The organism is Nitratireductor aquibiodomus (genome assembly GCF_900105565.1).
Lineage (GTDB): Bacteria > Pseudomonadota > Alphaproteobacteria > Rhizobiales > Rhizobiaceae > Nitratireductor > Nitratireductor aquibiodomus.
Genome location: NZ_FNSL01000001.1, coordinates 1770001 through 1793623, shown reverse-complemented (window position 1 = coordinate 1793623; position 23623 = coordinate 1770001). Strand labels below are relative to the sequence as shown.

Here is a 23623-nt window from a genome sequence, read left to right as displayed (position 1 = left end):
TGTCAACGCCGCGTTAAACATGCGCTCTTGCGCAAAATTCCGCCATATTCATAGGCGGTTTGGGCAAATTCTGAATCACGAACGGAGAGTTTCATGCTGAAATCGTTTCGCCGTTTCCTGGCCGTTCAGGTTGGGGCCGGTCTGACGCTGGCCGCTGTGGGCTTCATGCCCGCCCACGCTGCCGATGCCGATGTCCTCGCCACCGTCAACGGTATGGAGATCACGGAGGGCGATTTGGCCGTCGCTGGCGAGGAGTATGGTGCGCAGTTCGGCAATCTGCCGGAACCGCAGCGCCGCGCCGCACTGCTTTCGGCATTGATCGAAATTCGGCTTCTGGCCTCGAAGGCTGAAGAAAAGGGCCTCGCGGACGGTGAAGATTTTGCCAAGCGTCTTGCCTTCTTGCGTCAGCAGGCGCTCCACGCGGCGTTTATCGAAAAGGTGGTGGACGGTGCGGTCTCCGAGGATGAGGTGCGCGCCAGCTATGACAAGCAGATTGCTGATGCCCCTGCCGTTAACGAGGTGCGGGCACGCCACATTCTGGTGAAGACCAAGGAAGAAGCAGAAGCGATCATCAAGCAGCTCGAAGAGGGCGGCAATTTCGAGGAAATCGCCAAGGAGAAATCCACCGATGGTGCTGCCGCCAATGGCGGCGACCTTGGCTATTTCACATCAGGCCAGATGGTGCCGGAATTCGAGAAGGCCGCTTTCGCGCTCAATCCAAGCGAATATTCCAAGGAGCCGACCGAGACGCAGTTTGGCTTCCATGTGATCAAGGTCGAAGACAAGCGGGCCAAGCAGCCGCCTGCATTTGACGCCGTGAAGGACCGCGTGCGTTCCATGCTGGTGCGCGAGAAATATGTCGAGGAAGTCTCTGCCCTCCGCGATGCTGCCGAGGTCGATGTAAAGGATCCGGCGCTCAAGGAGTTCATCGATGGCATTGAGAAGCAGCGCGAAGGCGCGGCTTCGGAGACTGGTGAGGTCGAAGAGCCAGCCAAATCCGAATAAGACTTCCGATAGCCTGAATTGAAAGCGGCGGGCGTCTGACGCCCGCCGCTTTTTGTTTTATCAGATGATCGCCGGCAGCCGGGTTCCGCGGTCGTGAGACGCGGGTTTCGGCTTGCGTCCGAAAAAAAACTCGGGCAGACCGACAGACACCAAAAGTCGCAACCTCGGTAAGTCTGGCCAATGTCCGCTGCAATCTCTCCCCTTGCTCCGAAAAAATATCCCTCCATGCCGATTGTGGACGGTGTGCGCATCGCAACGGCTGAGGCGGGCGTGAAATACAAGGGGCGAACGGATCTTCTTGCGATGGTGTTCGATGAAGGCACGACCGTTGCCGGCGTTTTCACCCGCTCCAAATGTCCTTCGGCCCCCGTCGAGTTCTGCCGTGAGAACCTGGCCGGTGGGGCCGCGCGCATTCTCGTCGTGAATTCCGGGAACGCCAATGCCTTTACCGGCAAAAAAGGCCGCGCGACAACGGCTGCCGTCGGCGAGGCCGCAGCCGGGGCGGTTGGCGCGGGCAGGGATGCGGTTTTCATGGCATCCACCGGGGTGATCGGAGAGCCGCTTCCCGCTGAACGCATCACCGGTTTTCTGGAAGGCATGGCGCGTGATGCGAAGCCCGAGGGCTGGCTGGAGGCGGCCCGGGCCATCATGACCACAGACACCTATCCGAAAGTGGCGACGGCAACCGCCAGCGTCGGCGACGTGGATGTGGTCATTAACGGTATTGCCAAGGGCGCCGGCATGATTGCGCCGGACATGGCGACGATGCTGTCTTTCCTGGCAACCGATGCGCCGATTGCGGCACCCGTTCTTCAGGAACTCCTCTCCAAAGGGACGGGCAAGACTTTCAACGCCGTTACGGTGGACAGCGATACATCCACCAGTGACACGCTGATGATGTTCGCAACGGGGGCCGCGGCCAGGAGGGGCGCGCCGGTGATCACCGATGCCAGAGACCCCAGACTCGCCGGGTTCCGTCGGGCATTGAACCGCATCCTGAAGAACCTCGCCCTGCAGGTGGTGCGTGACGGCGAGGGTGCACGCAAGCAGCTTGAGATCACCGTGACCGGGGCGAAGTCGTCCCGCTCGGCAAAGAAGATTGCACTCTCCATTGCCAACTCACCGCTCGTCAAAACGGCCGTTGCCGGCGAGGACGCCAATTGGGGGCGGGTCGTGATGGCAGTGGGGAAGGCGGGTGAGCCGGCAGAACGCGACCTTCTGTCGATCTGGTTCGGCGACATTCGCGTTGCCCATAAGGGCGAGCGTGACCCTGGCTATTCCGAAGAGGCGACATCCGCCTATATGAAAAAGGATGAGATCGCGCTGCGCGTGGATCTTGGTATCGGGCGTGGCAAGGCCACTGTGTGGACCTGCGACCTGACCAAGGAATATGTCGCCATTAATGGCGACTACCGGAGCTAGGGTGTGCCAGGCCAGGTGAGGCAGGACGCAAAAAAAGACTTCGCGATCATCCGCCGCTTTGAAGCGGCGGGGTTGCGTGCGTGGCCGGCAGAGACCGTTGCCTATGACGGCACCTGGGTTCTGCGATTGACGGCGGGCCATCCGGCCAAGCGGCTGAATTCCATCAACCCGCTCGATCCCGGAGACTACCGCAATCTCGAGACGCGGATCGAACGGGCGGCAGAGCAGTTCAGCGCTTATGGGCGGCCGGTAACCTTTAGGCTTTCCCCGCTTGCAGCACCGGAAATCTCCAGCTATCTCGATCAGCGGGGCTGGGCGACGCTTGGGCATTCGCTGGTGATGGCGCTCGATCTGCGCGAGGCGGATCTTGCCGAGGCGATGGATCAGATCCCGCTCAAGGACCGGCGACGTTTCGTCAATGCCACGCTGAAGGTTCATGGGTACGAGGAGCTTCATCGTGCCGGGCTTTCCCGGGTCATTGGTGCGATCCGGCCCGAAACGGGGCTTTTCGTTCTGGAAGAGGGCGAAGAACCGGTTGCGACGGCCATCTGCGTGCATGACAGCGATCTGGCAGGCCTGTTCGAGATCGCGACAAGGCCTTCCTGGCGCGGGAAAGGCTATGGGCGCCGTGTCCTGCTTTCAGCACTGAAATGGGCGCGGTCGCATGGTGCGGAACGGGCCTGGCTGCAGGTAGAGGCCGACAATGCGGTGGCACTGCGCCTATATCGGGCGCTCGGGTTCCGCGAAATCTATACATATCATTATCGTCAGCCAGGGCCGGCGGGCGAGACGGAGCGCGCCGTATGAACGATCAATCCAAACGGATCCTCCTCGTCGCGGCCTGCGCGCTGGTCGACGCGGACGGACGGGTGCTCCTCGCCAAACGGCCGGAGGGCAAGGCCCTGGCCGGGCTGTGGGAATTTCCCGGCGGCAAGGTGGAGGCCGGTGAAACGCCTGAGAACACGCTTGTTCGTGAACTTCACGAAGAACTGGCGATCGAGACGAAAACGGCCTGTCTCGCACCGCTTACTTTTGCCAGCCACACCTACGAAGATTTTCACCTCCTGATGCCGCTCTATGTCTGCCGCCGCTTCTGGGGCACGCCACGGGCCCAGGAGGGGCAGGGACTGAAATGGGTGAGGCCGCGTGACATGCGCGATTATCCCATGCCACCTGCGGATGCGCCGCTCATACCCTTCCTGATCGATCTGCTTTGAGCCGCCTGCCAGGGTTAATCCTTCGTTTACGCAACAATGACAATTTGATTGTGGGGACGCGCCGCATTCGCGGCTGGGTTTAACCTTCTGGTGAGGGGCTGTGATGACGTTCGGCGAGACAGGCGATGGGGAGCGCGCGGAGTGGACCGTGCGCGCTGGTCATATGGGCATGGGAGCGCTTCGGGTTGCATTGCTGTTTGGCACGGCAGGTGTTGCGCTGGCACTCGTCCTGACACCGATTGCCGAAAAGCGCACACGCTCAAATGTTGCGCAGATTGGCGCGCCGTTTGGCATAGATCCCATAACGACCGCTTCCACCAAACGCGACAGCCGAAACTATACGATCCGGCGCAGCGTGCTTCAGCCCTCGCGGAACTCCGTATGTGTCATCCACCAGAGCGGCCGTCACAGCGGAGATTGCTGACAAACCTCCCGGTGGCTCTCAGGGTTTCTTAAGGCTTTCACCCTACGGTCGCACTTCAATCAGGGGAGTCCCGCGGATGGGAAGGCACTTTCTCAAGGACACGTCAGGCGCGACCGCGATCGAGTATGCTTTGATCGCCGGGCTGATTTCGCTGGCCATTATCGTCGGTGCCCGACAGACCGGAAATGAGCTCAGGGCGTCTTATAATAACGTTGCCGACCAGGTAGGCACTACCAATCCCTGAGACCTCCATAAGCACTGCACTTACTTTCTGGGGTGCTTTTCCAGCGCCTCTTTCAGAGACATTTTGGCACTGCCGGGAGCCAGCGGCTTCTGTTGCGATTCGTGCGGTGCCCAGCCCGACATCCACACAATGTTGAAAGTTGCCCTGATCCGGCCGTCGGGGTCGGAAAACCGTTCCGCATAGATCTGCGCGGCACGCACGAACAGCGCGCGGGTTGCGGGTCTGCGCGAGCGGGCCGCAAGGGTGCTGGTCGCGCCCATGGAACGCAGATCGCGCATCAGGTCGAACATGGTCGCATAGCGGACGGTGACGGTTTCGAGGTCGGCCACAGGCAGAGCAAAACCTGCACGCTGGAGAAGGCCGCCCACGTCACGGACATCGGCAAAGGGACTGACACGCGGCGCGGCCCCCTGGGAGAGCTCCGTCTCGGCCGCCAGAAGGGCTTCCCGCAACTCCTGGAGCGTGCCCGCGCCGGCCATGGCTCCCAGGAACAGTCCATCCGGCTTCAACGCGCGTCGAATCTGCGAGAGCATTCCCGGAACGTCGTTCACTTCGTGCAGGCTGAGGAGCGAGACAATGAGGTCGAAACTGCCGGGTTCGACCGGCAGCGTTTCGGCATCTGCGACCATGCCGTTCTTCTCGAGAAAAGCCGGATCTGCCTCAATGCGGGTGATGTCGTCTGTCTTGCCGCTCGTGCGGATGGCGCGCGCAGCGTCGTCTGTCAGGCAGAACGCAGCGGCGGCACGCTCGAACCGCCGTTCGACGGTCGCCAGCCTGTCTTCGAGATCGTCCGCGGCCCGTTGCATCAGGAAGCGGGCGCCCGGATCGCCCTGCATCAGGGCCCGCTTCTTGCGCAGAAGGGCGAGTTCGCTGTCGAAGAGCTGTTCCATGCGGGGTCCTCTGTTTGAGGATGCGCCATCGCATAAAATCGGTATGCTGGCAAAGAGCAATGCCTTTTGGGGAAATGGCGGCTTGGGGGAAGCTGGTGACTGGAGTCTCGCGATTTGCAGGCGTGATGACGGGTTGGCTGCAGCGTGTGCTGTTCCCACCGGTGTGTCTCGGCTGTTCGAATCTCGTGACTGAACCGGGGACGCTTTGTCCATCCTGCTGGGGGCGATTGCGGTTTCTGGAGCGGCCGTGGTGTCCCGTGATGGGCACGCCGTTCTCCATCGATCTCGGCGAAAATATGCTTTCTGCCGAAGCGATTGCGAATCCTCCGCCGTTTGCGCGGGCGCGCTCGGCGGTCGTCTATCAGGGCGTCGCGCGCAAACTGGTGCAGGGGCTGAAATTCCGTGATCGCACGGACCTTGCCCCCTGGATGGCCCGGTGGATGCTGCGCGCAGGAGGCCAACTACTGCCCGACGGCGATCTGGTCATCCCCGTGCCGCTGCATCGCGCCCGCTTTCTGGCGCGGCGCTTCAATCAGTCGGCGGAACTGGCGCGCGCCGTTGCGCGTGAAGGCAGGCTCGATTATGCGCCCGAGGCGCTTGTCCGCGTCCGGAGCACGCGCCAGCAGGTCGGACTGGGTACCCGCGAGCGCGAAGCCAATGTGCGGGGGGCTTTTCGTGTGCCTGATGCGTCGCTGCCGCAGATCAAATCGCGCGGCATCATTCTGGTGGACGATGTCTACACCACAGGCGCCACGGTTGTTGCGGCCGCGCGTGTTCTGAAACGGGCCGGGGCGCACCATGTCGATGTCCTGACCTTTGCGCGCGTTCTGCCGGGGGACTTCCGGGCAGACGATCAAGGCCCTATATAAGCCTGCAAGAAGAGTATGGAGCCGACTATGGCCGATGTGACGATCTATACCCGGATGATGTGTGGTTTCTGCAGTGCCGCCAAGCGCCTGCTCGACAGCAAGGGCGTCTCCTATACGGAGCATGACGCAAGCTTTTCCAATGAGCTGCGCCAGGAGATGATCCAGCGCGCAAACGGCCGCTCTACATTCCCGCAGATTTTCATCGGCGATACCCATGTGGGCGGCTGCGATGAGCTGCATGCGCTTGAGCGTGCTGGAAAGCTCGACGCGATGCTGACGGAGGCCCGGGCATGAGCAAGCTGGTCGCCGCCGCCCTTCAGATGCGCTCTGGCACGGAGCCGGAGGCGAATGCCGACGCTTTCGAGGCTCTGGTGCGTGAGGCGGCGGGCCAGGGCGCGCAGTATGTGCAGAGCCCGGAGATGACCGGTGTTCTGGTGCGGAGCCGCGAAGATCTGGCCTCGCGGATCGCCGGAGAGCGTGGGGCACTTGTGGTCGACCGGGCGCAGGCGCTTGCGCGGGAACTTTCGATCTTTGTGCATCTCGGCTCCACCGCTGTTGCGCTGGACAATGGCCGTGTGGCGAACCGCGCCTTTCTTTTCGCGCCCGACGGTGAGCTCGTCACCACCTATGACAAGCTCCACATGTTCGATGTGGATCTCGACAATGGCGAGAGCTGGCGCGAATCAGCCACATATGCGCCCGGCGAACGGGCTGTTGTGGCCGATCTTCCCTTTGGCCGGCTTGGCTTCGCCATCTGCTACGACCTGCGTTTCCCGCAGCTTTTCCGCGCGCTCGCAAGGGCAGAAGCCCAGGTGTTGACCGCGCCGGCGGCGTTTACGCGCCAGACCGGTGAAGCGCACTGGCATGTGCTGGTGCGGTCTCGCGCCATCGAGAATGGCGCATTCATGATCAGTGCTGCACAGGGCGGCCTGCATGAGGACGGGCGAGAGACCTATGGCCATTCGCTGATCGTCGATCCATGGGGCCGGGTGCTGGCCGAAGTGGATGGAGACGCACCGGGCATTGCCATTGCCGAGCTCGATCTCGATCAGGTGGCGGCCGCGCGCGCGAAGATTCCGAATCTGAAAAATGCGCGCGATTTCTCGGTCGCGCGGGTTTCAGGCGGCGTTTCGGCCGAAAGGAAGGCCTCATGATCAGTTTCAATCTGATCTGCGAGCACAATCACGCGTTCGAGGCATGGTTTCGCAACAATGCGGATTTCGATGGTCAGAAGGAGCGCGGTCTCGTTTCATGCCCGCATTGCGGCTCCGGCGATGTGGAAAAGGCTCTGATGGCGCCAGCGGTCTCCACCGGAAAGCGGCGCGAACAGATAGCCCTTGCCATGGGCGAGCAGCAAAAAAAGGCGCTGGCCCAGCTCAAGGAACTTTCAAACAAGGTGCGGGAGAACGCGGACTATGTCGGCGACAGGTTTGCCGAAGAAGCGCGCAAAATCCATTTCGGCGAGACCGAGGCCCGTGGCATTTACGGCGAGGCAACCTCCGAAGAAGCCGCGTCGCTCGTGGAAGACGGCGTGGAGTTCATGCCGCTGCCACTTTTCCCCGAAGAACAGAACTGACGCGGTTCAGGCGGCGGGCTTTGTTGCCGCGACCATGTAGTTGACATCCATGTCGCGCGAACGCTGCCAGCGGTCGCCGATGGGGTTGTAAACCACGCCACTGCGGTCGATGATCTTGATGCCGGTGCTGGTAAGGCCTTTTTCCAGTTCGCTCGGACGCACGAGTTTTTCATACTGGTGTGTGCCGCGGGGCAGCCAACCAAGCACATATTCAGCGCCAATGATCGCCAGCCCCCACGCTTTCAGCGTGCGGTTGATCGTGGCGACGAACATAAGGCCACCGGGCTTCAGCATGGCGCCGCACTTGGACAGAAAGAGGTCCACGTCAGAAACATGCTCCACCACTTCCATGTTGAGGATGATGTCGAAACGTTCACCGGCATCGGCAAGGGCTTCCGCTGTCGTGGCGCGATAGTCGATGGAGAGCCCGCTCTGCCCGGCATGAATTTTCGCCACTTCAATGTTGGTTTCGGACGCGTCCGCGCCAACCACGTCTGCGCCGAGACGCGCCATGGGCTCGCACAAAAGCCCGCCGCCGCAACCGATATCGAGCATGCGCAGCCCTGCAAAGGGCTTGGCGGCATGCGGGTCGCGGCCGAAATGGGCCGCCACATGGTCGCGTATATAGGCCAGACGCACGGGATTGAACTTGTGCAGCACACCCATTTTGCCAGCCGGATTCCACCATTCCGTCGCCAGCGCGGAGAAATGCTCGATTTCACGCGTGTCGATCGTTGTTTGCCGTGCCTCGGACATGGAAAACCCCTCGCTGGGTGTTGCTCTAGAGCATCGGACCGAAAAGTGGAATCCGGTTTTCGGGCTATTCCGATGCCCCATTCATAGCTTAGATCGTCCTTTGTGCGTCCGGATGGACGCAAGGCGATCTAAGTCAGGCCCATGAAGTCGGGGTGCGGAGCCTGATTGTCAAGGCGGGAATTGTCTCGGCAGCGCTCGCTGACCCAAAAGCGCATCTGGAATGAATGGTTTTAGCACGGTTCCCTCGCGCCCGGTGGGCTCTGTTACGTTGCTTGCAGATAACCGATCTTTTGGGTATGGAGTGCGCGGCGCAGGGTGGGGCTCCGCAGCTGCGTCGTGTTGTGTCCGCCTCTTTCGGGCGGTTGGAATTCCCGAGCAAAGGCACTCCGTTCCCATGGCGCGCATCGTGATGAAGTTCGGCGGAACCTCCGTCGCCGATATTGACCGCATCCACAATGTGGCACGTCACGTCAAACGCGAAACGGATGCAGGGCATGAAGTGGCCGTTGTCGTTTCGGCCATGTCGGGCAAGACCAACGAACTGGTTGGCTGGGCGCAGGCCATGCCCAGGGCCACCGGTGCAGAATCTCCTTTCTTTGATGCCCGCGAATATGACGCCATCGTTGCCTCGGGCGAGCAGGTTACCAGCGGTTTGCTGGCGATCGCCCTTCAGTCCATGGGGGTCGATGCGCGCTCCTGGCAGGGCTGGCAGATTCCGATCCGCACCGACAGCGCGCATGGCGCGGCGCGTATCGAGGATATTGACGGCAGCGAGATCGTCCGCCGCATGGGCACCGGCCAGGTTGCGGTGGTTGCGGGTTTTCAGGGCATCGGTCCCGACAACCGCATCGCTACGCTGGGGCGCGGTGGCTCCGACACCAGCGCCGTCGCGGTCGCCGCCGCTGTGAAGGCCGATCGCTGTGACATCTACACCGATGTCGATGGCGTCTACACGACCGATCCGCGCATCGAGCCCAAGGCACGCCGCCTGCCGAAAATTTCGTTTGAGGAAATGCTCGAAATGGCCTCGCTTGGCGCCAAGGTGCTGCAGGTGCGGTCGGTGGAACTGGCCATGGTGCATAAGGTCAGAACCTTCGTCAGATCGTCTTTCGAGGATCCGGATGCGGCGGGTATGGGTGATTTCGACAACCCGCCCGGTACGCTCATTTGCGATGAGGATGAAATCGTGGAACAGCAAGTCGTCACCGGCATCGCCTACGCCAAGGACGAGGCGCAGATATCGCTTCGTCGCGTCGCGGATCGTCCCGGCGTGTCTGCCGGCATTTTCGGTCCGCTCGCCGAGGCCAACATCAACGTCGACATGATCGTGCAGAACATCTCGGAAGATGGTTCGCGCACGGACATGACCTTCACCGTGCCTTCAGGCGACCTTGAAAAGGCCGTTTCGGTGCTTGAGAAAGTGCGCGAGACGATCGGCTTCGACGCGATTCAGTCGGAGGCGGGCCTGGTAAAGGTCTCCGTTATCGGCATAGGCATGCGTAGCCATGCCGGCGTTGCCGCGATCGCCTTCAAGGCCTTGGCGGAGAAGGGGATCAATATTCGTGCGATCACCACATCGGAGATCAAGATTTCGATCCTGATCGACGGTCCTTATGCAGAATTGGCGGTCCGCACTTTGCATTCTGTCTACGGTCTCGATAAGCAGTAGAAAACAACAACCCGAAAACCGGCTTCTGCCTTGCTCCTGTACGCGGCTGGCATTGGCCAAGGGAGAGGGGTTCGATGCGAGATTCTGCCGGCGGCCCGAGAGTGCTGTTAAGGCGATTGCGGGAATTGATGGCCGAGGCGCTCGATCCACAGGAGCGTCTCGACCATATTGTTCGTGAAATCGCCCAGAACATGGTCGCCGAGGTCTGCTCGCTTTATGTGCTGCGTGCCGATTCGATGCTGGAACTCTACGCCACCGAGGGTCTGAACCCCGGTGCCGTTCATCTGGCCCAGCTTCGTCTTGGCCAGGGCCTGGTCGGCACCATTGCGGCCAGCGCACGCCCGCTCAACCTTTCAGACGCGCAGAAGCACCCCGCATTCACCTATCTGCCGGAAACCGGGGAAGAGGTTTATCATTCCTTCCTCGGTGTACCAGTCCTCCGGGCCGGGCGCACGCTGGGCGTCCTCGTCGTGCAGAACCGCACCATGCGGCATTACCGCGAAGACGAGATCGAGGCGCTGGAAACGGTGGCAATGGTCATCGCGGAGATGATCGCCACGGGCGATCTGGCAAGGCTTACCCGGCCGGGCATCGAGCTCGATCTCAGCCGCCCCGTCAGCATGACGGGGCTGCCCTTCAACGAGGGCGTGGGGCTTGGCCATGTGGTGCTGCATGAGCCGCGTATTGTCGTTACTGCGCTTTTTAACGAAGACAGCGATGATGAACTGGACCGGCTCGAGACAGCGCTCGATTCGCTCAGGCTCTCCATCGACGATATGCTGTCGCGGCGTGACGTTGCCTTTGAGGGCGAGCACCGTGCGGTTCTTGAAGCCTACCGGATGTTCGCCAATGATCGCGGCTGGGTGCGTCGCCTCAAGGAGGCGATCAACAACGGTCTGACCGCAGAAGCGGCGGTCGAGAAGGTGCAGAGCGACATGCGTGCGCGCATGATGCACATGACCGATCCCTATCTGCGCGAGCGGATGAGCGATTTCGACGACCTCGCCAACCGCCTGTTGCGCCAGCTCATGGGGCGGGGGCCCGATGCGCTGGCGGAAATTCTGCCGAAGGACGCAATCATCGTCGCCCGTTCCATGGGCGCGGCCGAGCTGCTTGATTACCCCCGCCAGAAACTGCGCGGTCTTGTGCTGGAGGAGGGCGCGCCCACCAGCCACATCGTCATTGTTGCCCGCGCGATCGGCCTTCCGACGGTCGGTCAGGTCAAGGGTGCCGTCTCCATGTCGGAGAATGGCGACGCGATCATCGTCGATGGCGAAGACGGGCAGGTGCACCTGCGACCGCAGGGCGATGTCGAGGAAGCCTATGCCGAAAAGGTGCGTTTCCGCGCCCGGCGTCAGAAACTCTACCAGGAACTCCGTGACCGTCCGACGGAAACAAGAGACGGCGTTCCCGTCGACCTGATGATGAATGCCGGGCTGGCCGTCGATCTGCCGCAACTGGCGCAATCGGGCGCGGCAGGCATCGGGCTTTTCCGCACCGAACTGCAGTTCATGGTGGCTGCGGCCTTTCCACGCGTCGAGGCGCAGGAGCGTCTCTATCGGGAAGTGCTGGAAGCGGCCGACGGAAAGCCGGTCACGTTCCGCACCATCGATATCGGTGGCGACAAGGTGCTGCCCTATTTCAAGGGTGCGCAGCATGAGGAAAACCCGGCGCTTGGATGGCGTGCCATCCGCCTGACGCTCGACCGCCCAGGGCTGCTTCGAACGCAGATCAGGGCGCTTTTGAAGGCGGCGGGCGGTCGTGAACTGCGCATGATGCTGCCGATGGTCACCGAAGTGAGCGAAGTGCGCCAGGCGCGCGACATCATCGACCGGGAAGTGCGGCATCTTTCGCGTTTCGGCTATCTCCTGCCGACGCGCCTCAAGCTCGGCGCCATGATCGAGGTGCCGGCTCTGCTTTGGCAGCTTGAGGAATTGATGCAGGCGGTGGACTTCGTCTCCGTGGGTTCCAACGATCTTTTCCAGTTCGTGACCGCGACGGACCGCGGCAACACGCGCATCGCGGAACGTTTCGATCCCCTGAGTGTGCCCTTCCTGCGTATTCTTCGCCAGATCGTGCGTGCCGGCGACCAGTACGGCACGCCCGTGACGTTGTGCGGTGAACTGGCAGGAAGGCCGATCTCTGCGATGGCTCTGCTCGGCATTGGCTTTCGGTCCATTTCCATGGCACCGGCGGCCATTGGCCCGGTAAAGGCAATGCTTTGCGAATTGCTCCTGTCAGACCTTTCGGTCGTGATGGAAGAAGCCCTTGCCAACCACAGCGCATCCACCGATATTCGCGCGCTGCTTCGCGATTTCGCGAACAAACACTCAATTGCTCTCTAGAACTGACAGGCTTTCCCGTCGATGATCGACTTGCCGCGCGACCGCATGGACCAGGTTCTCAAACGTTTCGAGCTTATCGAAACGCAGATGGCGGCTGGGCCGGAACCGGATGTTTATGTGAAGCTGGCTTCTGAATATTCCGAGCTGCAGGAAGTTGCCGGCAAGATTCGCGAGCTGCGCCAGGCCGAAGCTGAACTCGATGATCTCAAATCGATGCTTGCCGATCCGGCGACCGACAAGGAAATGCGCGAGCTCGCAGAGGCTGATGTTGAGGGCGTCGAGGGACGCATTGTGACACTCGGCGAAGAGATGCAGATCCTTCTCCTGCCGAAGGATGAAGCCGACGACAAGAACGCCATTCTCGAAATCCGTGCGGGCACCGGCGGCGACGAGGCCGCACTTTTCGCTGGCGATCTCTTCCGTATGTATGAACGCTACGCCGCGGAGAAGGGCTGGCGAGTCGAGGTGGTCTCAGTCAGCGAGGGCGAGGCCGGTGGCTACAAGGAAATCATCGCCACCGTTTCTGGTCGCGGCGTGTTTTCGCGTCTGAAATTCGAATCAGGCGTTCATCGCGTGCAGCGTGTTCCGGCGACGGAAGCGCAGGGGCGCATTCACACGTCCGCCGCCACTGTTGCAGTGCTTCCGGAGGCCGAAGATATCGACGTCGATATCAAGCCTGACGACATCCGCATTGATACGATGCGTGCTTCGGGTGCGGGCGGACAGCACGTCAACACCACCGATTCGGCGGTGCGCATCACCCATATCCCAACTGGCATTGTCGTGCTGCAGGCGGAGAAGTCTCAGCATCAGAACCGGGCCCGCGCCATGCAGATCCTGCGTGCACGCCTCTTTGACATGCAGCGCATGAAGGCGGCTGACGAGCGTTCCGAAGCGCGGCGTCTGCAGGTGGGAACGGGCGATCGTTCCGAGCGCATTCGCACCTATAATTTCCCGCAGGGGCGCCTTACGGACCATCGCATCAACCTCACCCTCTACAAGCTTGACCGGGTGATCGAAGGCGATCTCGACGAGGTGATCGATGCCCTGATCTCCGATCATCAGGCAAAACTGCTCGCGGAAACCGGGGCGGATGGCTGACGCGCAGACGCTTGGGGCGCTTCTGGCGTGGGCGCGGGAGCGGCTGGCAAAGGCAGGTATCTGCGAAGCGGCCCTCGACGCGCGTCTTCTGGTCGAACATGTCACGCAAACCACGCGGCTTGACGCCGTATCACGGCCTGAAAGGCCCATTACCGATGCTGAGCGCGCTCTGGCAGAACAGGTGGTCGAGCAGCGCATTGCCGGCAAACCCGTGCATCGCATCATCGGCCACAGGGAGTTCTACGGACTGAATCTGAAGCTCTCCAGGGAAACTCTGGAACCGCGCCCGGACACAGAAACGCTTGTCGACCTTGTTCTGGAAGAAGCGCGCCGCCTTGGCGGCGAAGACCGCCCCTGGCGCATTCTCGATCTGGGAACCGGAACCGGTGCAATCGCCCTTGCCCTGCTCAGCGTTTTGCCTGCGGCGCACGCCGTTGGCGCGGATATTTCCGCTGATGCGCTTGCAACGGCGCGAGCCAATGCCGATATGAATGGTTACGGAGCGCGGTTTGAGACACGTCTGTCCGACTGGTTTGAAAGAGTTGACGGACGTTTCGATTTCATCGTCTCGAATCCGCCCTATATTCGGGAAGACGACTGGCGTGACCTCGCCATAGAGGTCCGCGGGCATGACCCGCGCCGCGCACTGGTTGCCGGCGAAGATGGTCTGGATGCCTACAGGCGGCTTGCTGATGAATGCGCCGATCATCTGGCGGTCGGTGGAACCGTGGCCGTAGAGATCGGACATGACCAAAGGGAGATTGTGACCGGGCTTTTCACCGAGCAGGGCTTCCGTTTCAAAAAGCTTGGCCGAGACCTCGCCGGGCACGACCGGGTGTTGATTTTTTCTCTGGAAACAGCTCGTGAACGAGGTTGAAAAAAAGCTTGGCTTTGCAAAAGAATGCCGCTAGGTTCCGGCTACCGGATGGGACGAAGCAGACAGCACCGTTATCGATTCGGTTCCCGAGGACCAGCTGTCGTTAAAGGCGTTTACGCCTCTGCTTCATTGTGGGGATTATCCGGCAACTGATATGAAGCGGAACAGCTATGGCATTGGCGCCCGCGTCAAGCGGAGCGGCGTACAGCCAAGGGGAGATGTGAGACTGCTGGCTTCCCGCCGTCGTCCGCTATCTGAAAGAGTATCGTTTCAAAAAATCTGTCTCGAACAAGCAGTCTCGAAAACCAAGAGAGTCGAATGAGGCCACAACAGCAGAACAGGCGCATGCGCGGTCGCGGCAACAACAACCGCAAGGGCCCAAATCCGTTAGCACGCAGCTACGAGAGCAATGGCCCGGATGTAAAAATCCGCGGAACCGCACAACAGGTGGCAGATAAATACGCTACGCTGGCGCGCGATGCGCAGAGTTCCGGTGATCGCGTGATGGCCGAGAATTACCTGCAGCATGCGGAGCACTACAATCGCATTATCGCTGCAGCCCAGGCCCAGCTTCAGCAACAGCAGCAGACGCGCGAAAATCGTGAGGATTCTGATGTTGACGGTGACGACCAGGACGTCGCGGAGGCAAACGGCGGCAATCACAAGCCCCAGCGCCAGAAACGCGTCGAAGATGGCTCCGGCCCGCAGCCCGAAATCAAGGGTGTGCCGGCAGAGCTGGCGCTGAATGGCGATGAAGGCAATGCGAATGCCGGCAATGGACATTCCGCCGACGGTATGAACGGCACCGCTGAAGACGAGAAGCCAAAACCTGCTCGCCGCGGGCGCAAACCCGCCGCTGCAAAGGCGGAGGACGGCGAAGAAGGTCAGGAAGGCGAGAAGCCGGCGAAACGCCCGCGCCGCACCCGTGCCCGCAAGACCGAGGACGCTGAAAGCGGCGAAGCTGCGGCTTCGGCAGCGGTCTCTGAAGAGATTGCCGCTCAGGGCTGAGCATTTTGACATAACGACACATCGACGGCGGGGCTTCCCCGCCGTTTTCGTTTGATCTCCATCTTGTGCCGATAGGGATATGTTCCCATATCCCAAACAGTTGGGCTTGCCACAGAAGACCGTGATAATCTGATCCGATCACGGTTTATGGGAGCCCGTCGCATTGGTCGTTGCCGGTGCTGCAAAGCAGGCCGGCAGGGAAATGGAGACACTTATGAACTTTGAGAAATATTCGGAGCGGGTGCGCGGTTTCATCCAGGCCGCACAGACTTTCGCACTCACCAGCAACCATCAGCAGTTTACGCCGGAGCATCTGCTCAAGGTGCTTGTTGACGATGAAGAGGGGCTTGCTGCCTCCCTGATCGAAAGGGCCGGCGGTCGCGCCGAAGACGTGCGCCTCGGGGTCGAGGCGGCGCTGAAAGCCATGCCCCAGGTGGAAGGTGGCAATGGCCAGCTCTACATGGCCCAGCCCCTTGCAAAGGTTTTTTCAACTGCCGAGGAACTGGCAAAGAAGGCCGGTGACAGTTTCGTCACCGTTGAGCGCCTTTTGACGGCGCTTGCGGTGGAAAAATCTGCCAAAACCGCAGACATCCTGTCCAGGGCGGGCGTCACGCCGACGGCGCTGAACCAGGCCATCAATGACATTCGCAAGGGCCGCACGGCCGACTCGGCCAGCGCCGAGCAGGGCTATGACGCTCTCAAGAAATATGCGCGCGATCTGACCGCAGATGCCCGCGCTGGCAAGCTCGACCCGGTGATTGGCCGCGACGACGAGATTCGCCGCACGATCCAGGTGCTGTCCCGCCGCACCAAGAACAATCCCGTTCTCATCGGCGAGCCGGGCGTCGGTAAGACGGCCATTGCCGAGGGTCTCGCGCTGCGCATTGTCAATGGTGACGTACCCGAATCGCTGAAGGACAAGCAGTTGATGGCGCTCGATATGGGCGCGCTGATTGCCGGTGCGAAATATCGCGGCGAGTTCGAGGAACGTTTGAAGGCTGTCCTGTCCGAAGTGACGGCCGCCAGCGGCAACATCATCCTGTTCATCGATGAGATGCATACGCTCGTCGGGGCCGGCAAGGCCGATGGTGCCATGGACGCTTCCAACCTTCTGAAGCCGGCCCTCGCGCGCGGCGAGCTTCACTGCGTCGGTGCGACGACGCTCGATGAATACCGCAAGCACGTGGAAAAGGATGCGGCACTGGCACGCCGTTTCCAGCCGGTTTTCGTCAGCGAGCCGACCGTTGAAGATTCGGTTTCGATCCTGCGTGGATTGAAGGAGAAGTACGAACAGCACCATAAGGTGCGGGTCTCGGACTCGGCCCTGGTGGCTGCTGCGACACTCTCCAACCGCTATATCACGGACCGGTTCCTGCCCGACAAGGCCATCGACCTGGTGGACGAGGCGGCATCCCGCCTGCGCATGCAGGTGGATTCCAAGCCGGAAGAACTTGATGAAATCGACCGGCGCATCATGCAGCTCAAGATCGAGCGGGAAGCGCTTAAGGCGGAAAAGGACGAAGCATCCAGGGACCGTCTGGCGAAGCTCGAGAAGGAGTTGACCGACCTCGAGGAGGAATCGACGCGGCTCACCAGCCTGTGGGCGGCCGAGAAGGACAAGCTCGGCCTTGCCGCTGACCTCAAGAAGCAGCTCGACGAAGCCCGCAACGAGCTGGCTATCGCCCAGCGCAAGGGTGAGTTCCAGCGTGCCGGCGAGCTGGCCTATGGCCAGATTCCGGAACTCGAAAAGAGGCTCGCCGAGGCCGAGGTCCAGGGTGAAGAAGAAGGTGCTACGGGCATGGTCGAGGAGACCGTGAAGCCCGACCATGTCGCTCACATTGTCTCGCGCTGGACCGGTATTCCGGTCGACAAGATGCTTGAGGGCGAGCGTGAAAAGCTGCTGCGGATGGAGGACGAACTGGCCAGGCGCGTCGTCGGTCAGGGTGAAGCGGTTCAGGCCGTCTCCAAGGCTGTACGCCGTGCCCGCGCCGGCCTGCAGGACCCGAATCGACCGATCGGCTCCTTCATGTTCCTCGGCCCGACGGGTGTCGGCAAGACGGAACTGACCAAGGCGCTCGCCAGTTTCCTGTTCGACGACGAGCAGGCCATGGTGCGCATCGACATGTCGGAGTTCATGGAAAAGCACTCGGTGGCCCGGCTGATCGGCGCGCCGCCCGGCTATGTCGGCTATGAGGAAGGCGGCGTTCTGACGGAGGCCGTTCGTCGTCGGCCCTATCAGGTCATCCTGTTCGATGAGGTCGAAAAGGCGCATCCCGACGTTTTCAACGTGCTCTTGCAGGTGCTTGATGACGGGCGCCTGACGGATGGTCAGGGCCGCACGGTCGACTTCCGCAACACGCTGATTGTCATGACATCGAATCTCGGTTCCGAGTACCTCGTGAATCTCGGCGAAGGCGATGATGTCGATAAGGTGCGTAGTGAGGTGATGGATGTGGTCAAGGCTTCGTTCCGGCCTGAATTCCTGAACCGGATCGATGAAGTGATCCTCTTCCACCGGTTGCGCCGGCAGGATATGGGGCAGATCGTCGAAATCCAGCTGCAGCGTCTGGAAAGGCTGCTTGCAGACCGCAAGATCACCCTCGATCTCGATGGCGAGGCAATCGAATGGCTGGCGAACAAGGGCTACGACCCCGCTTATGGTGCGCGTCCTCTAAAACGCGTGATCCAGAAAGAGCTTCAGGATCCGCTAGCCGAGAAGATTCTCCAGGGTGAGATCTTCGATGGCTCGACCGTAAAGGTCACGGCGGGTTCCGATCGGCTGAACTTTCGGACGCGCAAAGCATCTCTTGAAGAGCGGGCCGAACAGGCGGCGTAACGCGACAAAGCCGGGGAGGGCACATGCAGATCGATAGATACAACGCGGTTTGCGGTGCCCTTCCGCACGCCACCCATGTTGTTCAATGGGGTGGCTCACATGTCTGGAAGGTGGGTGGCAAGGTGTTCGCCATCGGCAGTCAGGCCAGTCAAGGAAACGTTGCGGTTTCCTTTAAGTGTTCGGATATGGCGTTCGACGTGCTCCGGGAGCAGCCGGGACTGCGTCCTGCGCCTTATCTGGCTTCGCGCGGCATGAAGTGGATCCAGCGGCAGACAGGGGAAACGATGGGTGATGATGCGCTTGCGGATTATCTGGCTGAAAGCCACCGGATCGTGGCTTCGGGCCTGACCCGAAAGCTCAGGCGGGAACTGGGGCTCGATACGGCCTGAGCCCGCCGCGAAAATGCCACAACCGCCGCCATCTTCACGTCCGGTTCATCTCCTATGGTAAATCATTCGTCAAATGGCGAATCGCCGGCGGGCGAACAGCCTATCCGTGTGGGATGAGACGAGGGGCGATGAACGTGAAACTGAATTTGCTGACCGCTTTGTGTCTGGCCATGGGGCCGACGGCTGCCTGGGCCGCGATGCCGGAGGTTGAGACACGGCGCAACGGTCAGATATTCCAGTCGGCCAGTGACGTTGCAGGCAACCAGACGGTGCTCAATGCCGAGCCCGCAGAAGCGCCCATAGAGCTCGCGCAGAATTACGATTTCGATGTCTACATCGATCAGTATGGCCGCGAAATCATCGTCGATGCCTTTACTGGCGAGGTGGTGGAAATCCGCCCGCCGGCACCAGGCAGCAGGCAATATGAGCGCCGGCCCTCGCGCCCGCGCGAATTCAACGGCCAGGTTTATGATTTTTCGGATCCGCGCGAGGTCGACCGTTATCGGCGCGATCGTGGCAGGGCGCGCAATGCGCCCGACAATCGCTATTCGGATCCCTATGCGAACCGGTCGTATGACGAGGCTCCTCGATACGACGATCGCAATGTTTATCCCGAAGCTCCGAATTATGGGCGCGCGCCGATCGAACGTGCGCCGCTCGACGCGCCAGACCCGCGTGACAGTATGGCGGCTATCCCCGACGAGGACACCGGCTTCAGTTCCGGATCGGGCAATGCGTCCGGCTCCCCGACGCTGTCAAAGGACAGCGCTGTGGTCATGCCGCGCGGTGTCAGCGAGGATGTGACCCGGTTCCAGGTGCTGCTCGATCGTGTCGGTGCCTCACCCGGCGTGATCGATGGCCACACCGGCGACAATGTGAACAAGGCGATCCGGGCCTATCGCGAGATCACGGGGCAAACCCTCAGGACTTACGACAAGGAATGGATCGAGGCGGAGCTGGAGCGCACCGGCGGCCCGGCCTTCAAGGAGTACACCATCACTGCCGAGGACGCCGCGGGGCCTTATGTTGCATCGATTCCGGCGGATTATGCGCACAAGGCCCAGCTCGACGCGCTGTCCTATACCTCCGTTGTGGAGATGCTGGCAGAGCGTTTCCATATGGACGAAAAGTATCTGACCGCGCTCAACCCGGACGCGAATTTCAATCGACCGGGGACGATCATCAGGGTGGTCAATGTCGGGAAACCCATGAAGGCGGCTGTCACCCGCATCGTGGCCGACAAGAGCGCGAAACAGCTGCGTGCCTATAATGAAGACGGCCAGCTTGTCGCTGCGTATCCCGCGACGATCGGTTCATCCGACACACCCTCGCCAACGGGAACACATACCGTGGCACGGATCGCCCTCAATCCGGAATACACCTACAATCCAAAAATCAACTTCAAACAGGGCAACAACGACAAGGTCCTGACCATACCGCCTGGTCCCAACGGTCCGGTCGGTTCTGTCTGGATTGCATTGTCCAAGCCGACCTACGGCATTCACGGTACGCCCGATCCTTCCAAGATCGGCAAGACGGCTTCGCATGGCTGCATCCGCCTGACCAACTGGGATGCCGAGGAACTGGCGAAGCGTGTCAAGCCGGGAGTCACCGTAACCTTCGCCGAGTAGGTGAGGTTGGCGCAGATTGCGGCGGTGCGCCGCCCTGATTGATTGATGAGGCGCCGTTTGGCGGCTACGCTCCCTCCATGCAGGGACCATGCGAGATAGAGCCGGAGCTCGCCCTTGACGCTGCGTCGGAGCGAACGTTTTGCCCGGCCTCGCGTCGGCACTATGTGCTGCTGGCCGCCATACTGGCATCGGCGCTCGGTTTCATTGACGGATCTGTCGTATCGGTCGCCATGCCGGCGATGCGCGCAGACCTTGGCGCTTCTCTTGCCGATGCGCAGTGGATTTCCAACGCCTACGCACTGGCGCTGGCGGCTCTGATCCTCGTCGGTGGCGGAGCAGGCGACAAATTCGGCCTGCGAAAGACCTTCATCGCGGGCATCGTTCTTTTCATCCTGGCTTCAATGGCGTGCGCCGCCGCTCCATCGGCCAGCACCCTGATCCTCTCGCGCGGGGTGCAGGGGGTGGGTGCGGCGTTCATGGTGCCGGGCAGTCTGGCGATCATCGCCAAGGCCTATCCCAAGGAGGAACGGGGCAGGGCGATTGGAATATGGGCGGCATCTTCCGCCCTGACCACGGCGATCGGCCCGGTTTTCGGCGGTCTGCTCCTGTCGGTCTTCGGTGATGCTGCCTGGCGTGTCATTTTTGCGATCAATCTGCCGCTCGGGGTGCTTGCTGTCGCAATGCTTCTGCGTGTGCCGGCGGATCAGCCGACGGGTGATCGAAAACTGGATGTCGCGGGCGCGGTGCTTGCAACGCTTGCCTTTGGCGCCATGTCCTATGGCCTGACCACGCTCTCCGCTGAAAACGCCGGGAGCGGCGGTGGGTCCGCTGCGACCCTGCCCCTGATCCTTGGAGCAATCCTACTGGTCGGCTTCGTTGCCTGGGAGCGGTCGCGCAAGGCGCCGATGATCGATCTGTCGCTGTTTGCCATCGTGCCCTTTTCAGGTGCCAACATTGCGACCTTTGTCCTCTATTTCGCCCTGTCGGGCATCCTCTTCTACCTGCCCATGCTGCTGATTGCGGGCTGGGGGCTGGGAGAGGCAACGACGGCCTTTGTTTTTCTTCCCCTGTCTGTCGCCATTGCCGGCCTGTCGGGGCCCGTCGGCCGTTTGTCAGATGCTGTCGGACCCCGCCTGCCGATAACGGCGGGAAGTCTTGTCGTGGCACTGGCTTTTGGCGGGCTGGCGGCGATTTCCGGTGCTGGCATTCACCGGTTCTGGTCGGGCGCATTTCCGATGATGGTGTTGATGGGGCTGGGGATGGCGCTGGTCGTCTCACCCCTCTCCACGGCAGTCATGACCTCGGTGAACGATGAGGACACCGGTGCCGCTTCAGGCATCAACAATGCCATCTCGCGTATCGCGGGCCTGATGGCCGTTGCGGCGATGGGAGCTTTCGCCGCGCATCGCTATGCCAGCGCAGTTGGGTCGGAAAGGGCGCTTGTGCCCGGGTTTGGGGAGCCGACCAGCTCGGCGCTGCCCGAAGCGCTGGAGGCGGCCCGTGTCACTGCAAGCGATGCCGCGTTCTCGGGGATTGCCTGGATAATGTGTGGGTTCTGTGTGGCTTCCGCGCTTGTTGCCTGGCTCACCCAGCAATCGAAGCAGGCCGGACCGTCAGGCGGTGCTGCCGCGGACTGAGGCGACGGTCAGCTTCCGCTCGATGCCACCGAAAGCGGAGCATCCTCGTTTTCTTTCAGCAGTTCATCGATGCGGCTGCGTTCGCGTTCGAAGGCCAGCAGGTCTTCGCCCTTGAGTGCGCGATTGTCAGGCAGGCGCACGCGCATCGGGTCAACCTTGGTGCCGTTGACGATCATCTCGTAGTGAAGATGGTTGCCGGTCACCAGACCGGTTGCGCCGACATAGCCAATCACCTGGCCCTGGCGAATGCGGGCGCCAGCTGTCACGCCTTTGGCAATTCCGCTCTGGTGGTTGTAGGAGGTCTTGAAGCCGTTGTTGTGGCGGATGATGGTTTGCCGGCCATAGCCGCCGGCCCAGCCGGCCTTCTCCACCACACCATCGCCGGCAGCAATGATGGGCGTGCCGCGTGGCGCGGCCCAGTCGACCCCGGTGTGCATCTTGCTGTAACCGAGCACCGGGTGCCGGCGCATGCCGTATCCTGATGTGAAACGACCATTTGGAACAGGGTTTCTCAGCATAAAGCGCTTCGAACTGCGCCCCTCGCTGTCAAAGTAATCGACGGTCCCGTCGTCAAACTGAAAGCGATAGAATGTGCGTGTCGTGCCGCCAAAACTGGCTTTGACGTAAAGCAGTTCAGACTGGTCGGTGGCATTTTTCTCCGTGTCGGGTGCAGAGAAGAACACTTCGAGCCTGTCTGTGGGAGAAAGGCGCGACTGGAAATCCACGTCGGCAGACAGAAGCTTCACCAGGCGCTTGGTCATCTCCGGCGTCAGGCCATAAGCGTATGCGGCGCGGTAGATGCCATCATAGACCCGGGGCAGATCGGCGCGCGGCATCCGGCGGGGCGCGGTCGGGTGGTCGAGCGCAGCAAGAAGAACGGGATTCATCTCCGGTTCCTCTGCCGGCACGTATTGATCGCGATCGTCCAGGGCGATGGTCACGATATGCTTCCTGCCCTCATAGACGCTCGTGCGCACGACGCGGCTTTGTTCGCCGCGCATTTCGACGCCCACGCGCAGCAGCGTGCCGGCCTTGAGGTCGGGCGCATTGAGCAGCTTGGTGATCGCTTCGACCATACCGTCCACATCGTCGCCCCTGTAGCCCGACTGGGCAAAGACTTCCGCAATCGCACGCTCGGTGCGGAAGGGGATCAGGTCCTCGGCGAATTCGGGTGCGGTTTCCCGCGCGGTTCGCGCGGCTATGGAAACGTTCTCGGGTATGACGCGCGCGCTGAAGGCTGCGAGTGCCTGTGTGGAGAATGTGTCACCAAAACGCTGCGGGTCCACATAGTGCAACGCTGCGACCTGAACGTCACCGTCGGTCAGGATTGCGCCCGTGTTGCGCACGGCAACCTCCACCTCTTCCGTGCTCAGGCTGCGGGCCGAACTGAAATCGGAGGAGTGAAGCGGAAAATCATGACTTTTGAGGCTGACCTCGCTCTCGACCTTGGCGCCGTAGATAAGGCCGGTTCGCGCGGTGCTCGTGGCTCCGTTTTCCGCGAACACGGCAAGCGGGTCGAATGGCGGGTAGTCCTTCTCCGTTGGATGATTGGCTGTCAGCGCCATCTTGGCGTGGACGAAGGGCAGCGTTCGGATGACATCGGTGTCGCCGCTACGCATGACCGTCGACACTTCCATCATGCGCCTGTCTTCGCCGCGGCTGATCGTATGCGGCGTGACGAGGCGCGCGGTCTTTGCGGCTTCGCCGGCGGGGTCTGCGATCTCGCC

Annotated in this window: 22 protein-coding genes (1 of these 22 cut by a window edge); 19 read left to right on the top strand and 3 right to left on the bottom strand. The window is 61.4% G+C overall.

Annotated features, from left to right (window positions below; translation table 11 throughout):
* Positions 1–93: 93 nt before the first annotated feature.
* From BLW55_RS08460 to BLW55_RS08435, 6 genes are all read left to right on the top strand, one after another.
* Complete coding sequence (locus tag BLW55_RS08460) at positions 94–1005, top strand: peptidylprolyl isomerase (protein WP_090328221.1); 912 nt, start codon at positions 94–96, stop codon at positions 1003–1005.
* Between the two features lie 180 nt (positions 1006–1185).
* Complete coding sequence (argJ, locus tag BLW55_RS08455) at positions 1186–2427, top strand: bifunctional glutamate N-acetyltransferase/amino-acid acetyltransferase ArgJ (protein ID WP_090328219.1); 1242 nt, start codon at positions 1186–1188, stop codon at positions 2425–2427.
* 3 nt (positions 2428–2430) lie between these two features.
* Positions 2431–3234: a GNAT family N-acetyltransferase gene (locus tag BLW55_RS08450; RefSeq protein WP_081784697.1), complete on the top strand. Its 804-nt coding sequence runs from the start codon at positions 2431–2433 to the stop codon at positions 3232–3234.
* Positions 3231–3644: a (deoxy)nucleoside triphosphate pyrophosphohydrolase gene (locus tag BLW55_RS08445; RefSeq protein ID WP_007008820.1), complete on the top strand. Its 414-nt coding sequence runs from the start codon at positions 3231–3233 to the stop codon at positions 3642–3644. Before BLW55_RS08450 ends, BLW55_RS08445 begins: the two co-directional genes overlap by 4 nt.
* A 103-nt stretch (positions 3645–3747) precedes the next feature.
* Entirely contained in the window at positions 3748–4068 is a 321-nt protein-coding gene (locus tag BLW55_RS08440; protein ID WP_090328217.1) for a hypothetical protein, read from the top strand.
* Between the two features lie 76 nt (positions 4069–4144).
* Positions 4145–4312 carry a Flp family type IVb pilin gene (locus BLW55_RS08435; protein ID WP_007010843.1) on the top strand — a complete coding sequence of 56 codons (168 nt, stop codon included), beginning with the start codon at positions 4145–4147 and terminating at the stop codon, positions 4310–4312.
* Between the two features lie 20 nt (positions 4313–4332).
* On the opposite strand, the gene BLW55_RS08430 is transcribed toward BLW55_RS08435, so the two are convergent.
* A complete protein-coding gene (locus BLW55_RS08430) occupies positions 4333–5202 on the bottom strand; it encodes a methyltransferase domain-containing protein (RefSeq protein ID WP_090328215.1) in 870 nt (289 codons plus the stop codon).
* Between the two features lie 125 nt (positions 5203–5327).
* Between BLW55_RS08430 and BLW55_RS08425 the strand changes: the two genes are divergently transcribed.
* Genes BLW55_RS08425 through BLW55_RS08410 form a run of 4 tightly spaced genes read left to right on the top strand, consistent with a single transcriptional unit; the run spans position 5328 to position 7647 of the window.
* The gene (locus BLW55_RS08425; RefSeq protein WP_244509025.1) at positions 5328–6071 is read left to right on the top strand and encodes a ComF family protein; all 744 of its coding nucleotides are present in this window, start codon (positions 5328–5330) and stop codon (positions 6069–6071) included.
* 27 nt (positions 6072–6098) lie between these two features.
* On the top strand, positions 6099–6365 hold the full coding sequence (gene grxC / locus BLW55_RS08420) for a glutaredoxin 3 (RefSeq protein ID WP_025030550.1): 267 nt from the start codon (positions 6099–6101) through the stop codon (positions 6363–6365).
* On the top strand, positions 6362–7225 hold the full coding sequence (locus BLW55_RS08415; protein ID WP_007010839.1) for a carbon-nitrogen hydrolase family protein: 864 nt from the start codon (positions 6362–6364) through the stop codon (positions 7223–7225). The genes grxC and BLW55_RS08415 overlap by 4 nt, the downstream gene beginning before the upstream one ends.
* Positions 7222–7647, top strand: a complete 426-nt coding sequence (locus BLW55_RS08410; protein WP_007010838.1) for a DUF1178 family protein — start codon at positions 7222–7224, stop codon at positions 7645–7647. The genes BLW55_RS08415 and BLW55_RS08410 overlap by 4 nt, the downstream gene beginning before the upstream one ends.
* A gap of 6 nt (positions 7648–7653) precedes the next feature.
* On the opposite strand, the gene ubiG is transcribed toward BLW55_RS08410, so the two are convergent.
* Positions 7654–8403: a bifunctional 2-polyprenyl-6-hydroxyphenol methylase/3-demethylubiquinol 3-O-methyltransferase UbiG gene (gene ubiG / locus BLW55_RS08405; protein ID WP_007010837.1), complete on the bottom strand. Its 750-nt coding sequence runs from the start codon at positions 8401–8403 to the stop codon at positions 7654–7656.
* 394 nt (positions 8404–8797) lie between these two features.
* Here ubiG and BLW55_RS08400 point away from each other — a divergent pair, with 394 nt between their 5' ends.
* The 9 genes from BLW55_RS08400 to BLW55_RS08360 all read left to right on the top strand — a co-directional run bounded on the left by BLW55_RS08400 (position 8798) and on the right by BLW55_RS08360 (position 21896).
* Positions 8798–10072: an aspartate kinase gene (locus BLW55_RS08400; RefSeq protein ID WP_090328210.1), complete on the top strand. Its 1275-nt coding sequence runs from the start codon at positions 8798–8800 to the stop codon at positions 10070–10072.
* 74 nt (positions 10073–10146) lie between these two features.
* Positions 10147–12417, top strand: coding sequence for a phosphoenolpyruvate--protein phosphotransferase (gene ptsP / locus BLW55_RS08395; RefSeq protein ID WP_007010835.1), 2271 nt, complete (start codon positions 10147–10149; stop codon positions 12415–12417).
* Between the two features lie 21 nt (positions 12418–12438).
* Positions 12439–13518, top strand: coding sequence for a peptide chain release factor 1 (gene prfA, locus BLW55_RS08390; RefSeq protein ID WP_090328207.1), 1080 nt, complete (start codon positions 12439–12441; stop codon positions 13516–13518).
* Positions 13511–14395, top strand: a complete 885-nt coding sequence (gene prmC, locus BLW55_RS08385; RefSeq protein ID WP_090328204.1) for a peptide chain release factor N(5)-glutamine methyltransferase — start codon at positions 13511–13513, stop codon at positions 14393–14395. The genes prfA and prmC overlap by 8 nt, the downstream gene beginning before the upstream one ends.
* 318 nt (positions 14396–14713) lie before the next feature.
* Positions 14714–15403 (top strand): DUF4167 domain-containing protein, encoded by a 690-nt coding sequence (locus BLW55_RS08380; protein ID WP_090328201.1) that lies wholly within the window; start codon positions 14714–14716, stop codon positions 15401–15403.
* Between the two features lie 214 nt (positions 15404–15617).
* Entirely contained in the window at positions 15618–18239 is a 2622-nt protein-coding gene (gene clpB, locus BLW55_RS08375) for an ATP-dependent chaperone ClpB (RefSeq protein WP_090329928.1), read from the top strand.
* Between the two features lie 23 nt (positions 18240–18262).
* Positions 18263–18628 (top strand): MmcQ/YjbR family DNA-binding protein, encoded by a 366-nt coding sequence (locus BLW55_RS08370; protein ID WP_090328199.1) that lies wholly within the window; start codon positions 18263–18265, stop codon positions 18626–18628.
* Between the two features lie 128 nt (positions 18629–18756).
* Positions 18757–20259: a L,D-transpeptidase gene (locus BLW55_RS08365; RefSeq protein WP_090328196.1), complete on the top strand. Its 1503-nt coding sequence runs from the start codon at positions 18757–18759 to the stop codon at positions 20257–20259.
* Between the two features lie 77 nt (positions 20260–20336).
* Positions 20337–21896, top strand: coding sequence for an MFS transporter (locus BLW55_RS08360; protein WP_177175056.1), 1560 nt, complete (start codon positions 20337–20339; stop codon positions 21894–21896).
* 8 nt (positions 21897–21904) lie between these two features.
* Here the strand turns inward: BLW55_RS08360 and BLW55_RS08355 are convergent, their stop codons facing one another.
* Positions 21905–23623: the 3' portion of a M23 family metallopeptidase gene (locus BLW55_RS08355; protein WP_007010827.1), read on the bottom strand. 219 nt of this gene lie beyond the right edge of the window; the window shows 1719 of its 1938 coding nt (coding positions 220–1938); the start codon falls outside the window, past its right edge — the gene reads right to left on this strand; it ends in the stop codon at positions 21905–21907.

What these genes read in the sequence shown, in the direction of transcription:
- BLW55_RS08460 (WP_090328221.1), top strand. Translation starts at nt 94, where the DNA reads ATGCTGAAATCGTTTCGCCGTTTCCTGGCCGTTCAGGTTGGGGCCGGT.
- argJ (WP_090328219.1), top strand. Translation starts at nt 1,186, where the DNA reads ATGTCCGCTGCAATCTCTCCCCTTGCTCCGAAAAAATATCCCTCCATG.
- BLW55_RS08445 (WP_007008820.1), top strand. Translation starts at nt 3,231, where the DNA reads ATGAACGATCAATCCAAACGGATCCTCCTCGTCGCGGCCTGCGCGCTG.
- BLW55_RS08440 (WP_090328217.1), top strand. Translation starts at nt 3,748, where the DNA reads ATGACGTTCGGCGAGACAGGCGATGGGGAGCGCGCGGAGTGGACCGTG.
- BLW55_RS08435 (WP_007010843.1), top strand. Translation starts at nt 4,145, where the DNA reads ATGGGAAGGCACTTTCTCAAGGACACGTCAGGCGCGACCGCGATCGAG.
- BLW55_RS08430 (WP_090328215.1), bottom strand. Translation starts at nt 5,202, where the DNA reads ATGGAACAGCTCTTCGACAGCGAACTCGCCCTTCTGCGCAAGAAGCGG.
- BLW55_RS08425 (WP_244509025.1), top strand. Translation starts at nt 5,328, where the DNA reads ATGACGGGTTGGCTGCAGCGTGTGCTGTTCCCACCGGTGTGTCTCGGC.
- grxC (WP_025030550.1), top strand. Translation starts at nt 6,099, where the DNA reads ATGGCCGATGTGACGATCTATACCCGGATGATGTGTGGTTTCTGCAGT.
- BLW55_RS08415 (WP_007010839.1), top strand. Translation starts at nt 6,362, where the DNA reads ATGAGCAAGCTGGTCGCCGCCGCCCTTCAGATGCGCTCTGGCACGGAG.
- BLW55_RS08410 (WP_007010838.1), top strand. Translation starts at nt 7,222, where the DNA reads ATGATCAGTTTCAATCTGATCTGCGAGCACAATCACGCGTTCGAGGCA.
- ubiG (WP_007010837.1), bottom strand. Translation starts at nt 8,403, where the DNA reads ATGTCCGAGGCACGGCAAACAACGATCGACACGCGTGAAATCGAGCAT.
- BLW55_RS08400 (WP_090328210.1), top strand. Translation starts at nt 8,798, where the DNA reads ATGGCGCGCATCGTGATGAAGTTCGGCGGAACCTCCGTCGCCGATATT.
- ptsP (WP_007010835.1), top strand. Translation starts at nt 10,147, where the DNA reads ATGCGAGATTCTGCCGGCGGCCCGAGAGTGCTGTTAAGGCGATTGCGG.
- prfA (WP_090328207.1), top strand. Translation starts at nt 12,439, where the DNA reads ATGATCGACTTGCCGCGCGACCGCATGGACCAGGTTCTCAAACGTTTC.
- prmC (WP_090328204.1), top strand. Translation starts at nt 13,511, where the DNA reads ATGGCTGACGCGCAGACGCTTGGGGCGCTTCTGGCGTGGGCGCGGGAG.
- BLW55_RS08380 (WP_090328201.1), top strand. Translation starts at nt 14,714, where the DNA reads ATGAGGCCACAACAGCAGAACAGGCGCATGCGCGGTCGCGGCAACAAC.
- clpB (WP_090329928.1), top strand. Translation starts at nt 15,618, where the DNA reads ATGAACTTTGAGAAATATTCGGAGCGGGTGCGCGGTTTCATCCAGGCC.
- BLW55_RS08370 (WP_090328199.1), top strand. Translation starts at nt 18,263, where the DNA reads ATGCAGATCGATAGATACAACGCGGTTTGCGGTGCCCTTCCGCACGCC.
- BLW55_RS08365 (WP_090328196.1), top strand. Translation starts at nt 18,757, where the DNA reads ATGAACGTGAAACTGAATTTGCTGACCGCTTTGTGTCTGGCCATGGGG.
- BLW55_RS08360 (WP_177175056.1), top strand. Translation starts at nt 20,337, where the DNA reads ATGCAGGGACCATGCGAGATAGAGCCGGAGCTCGCCCTTGACGCTGCG.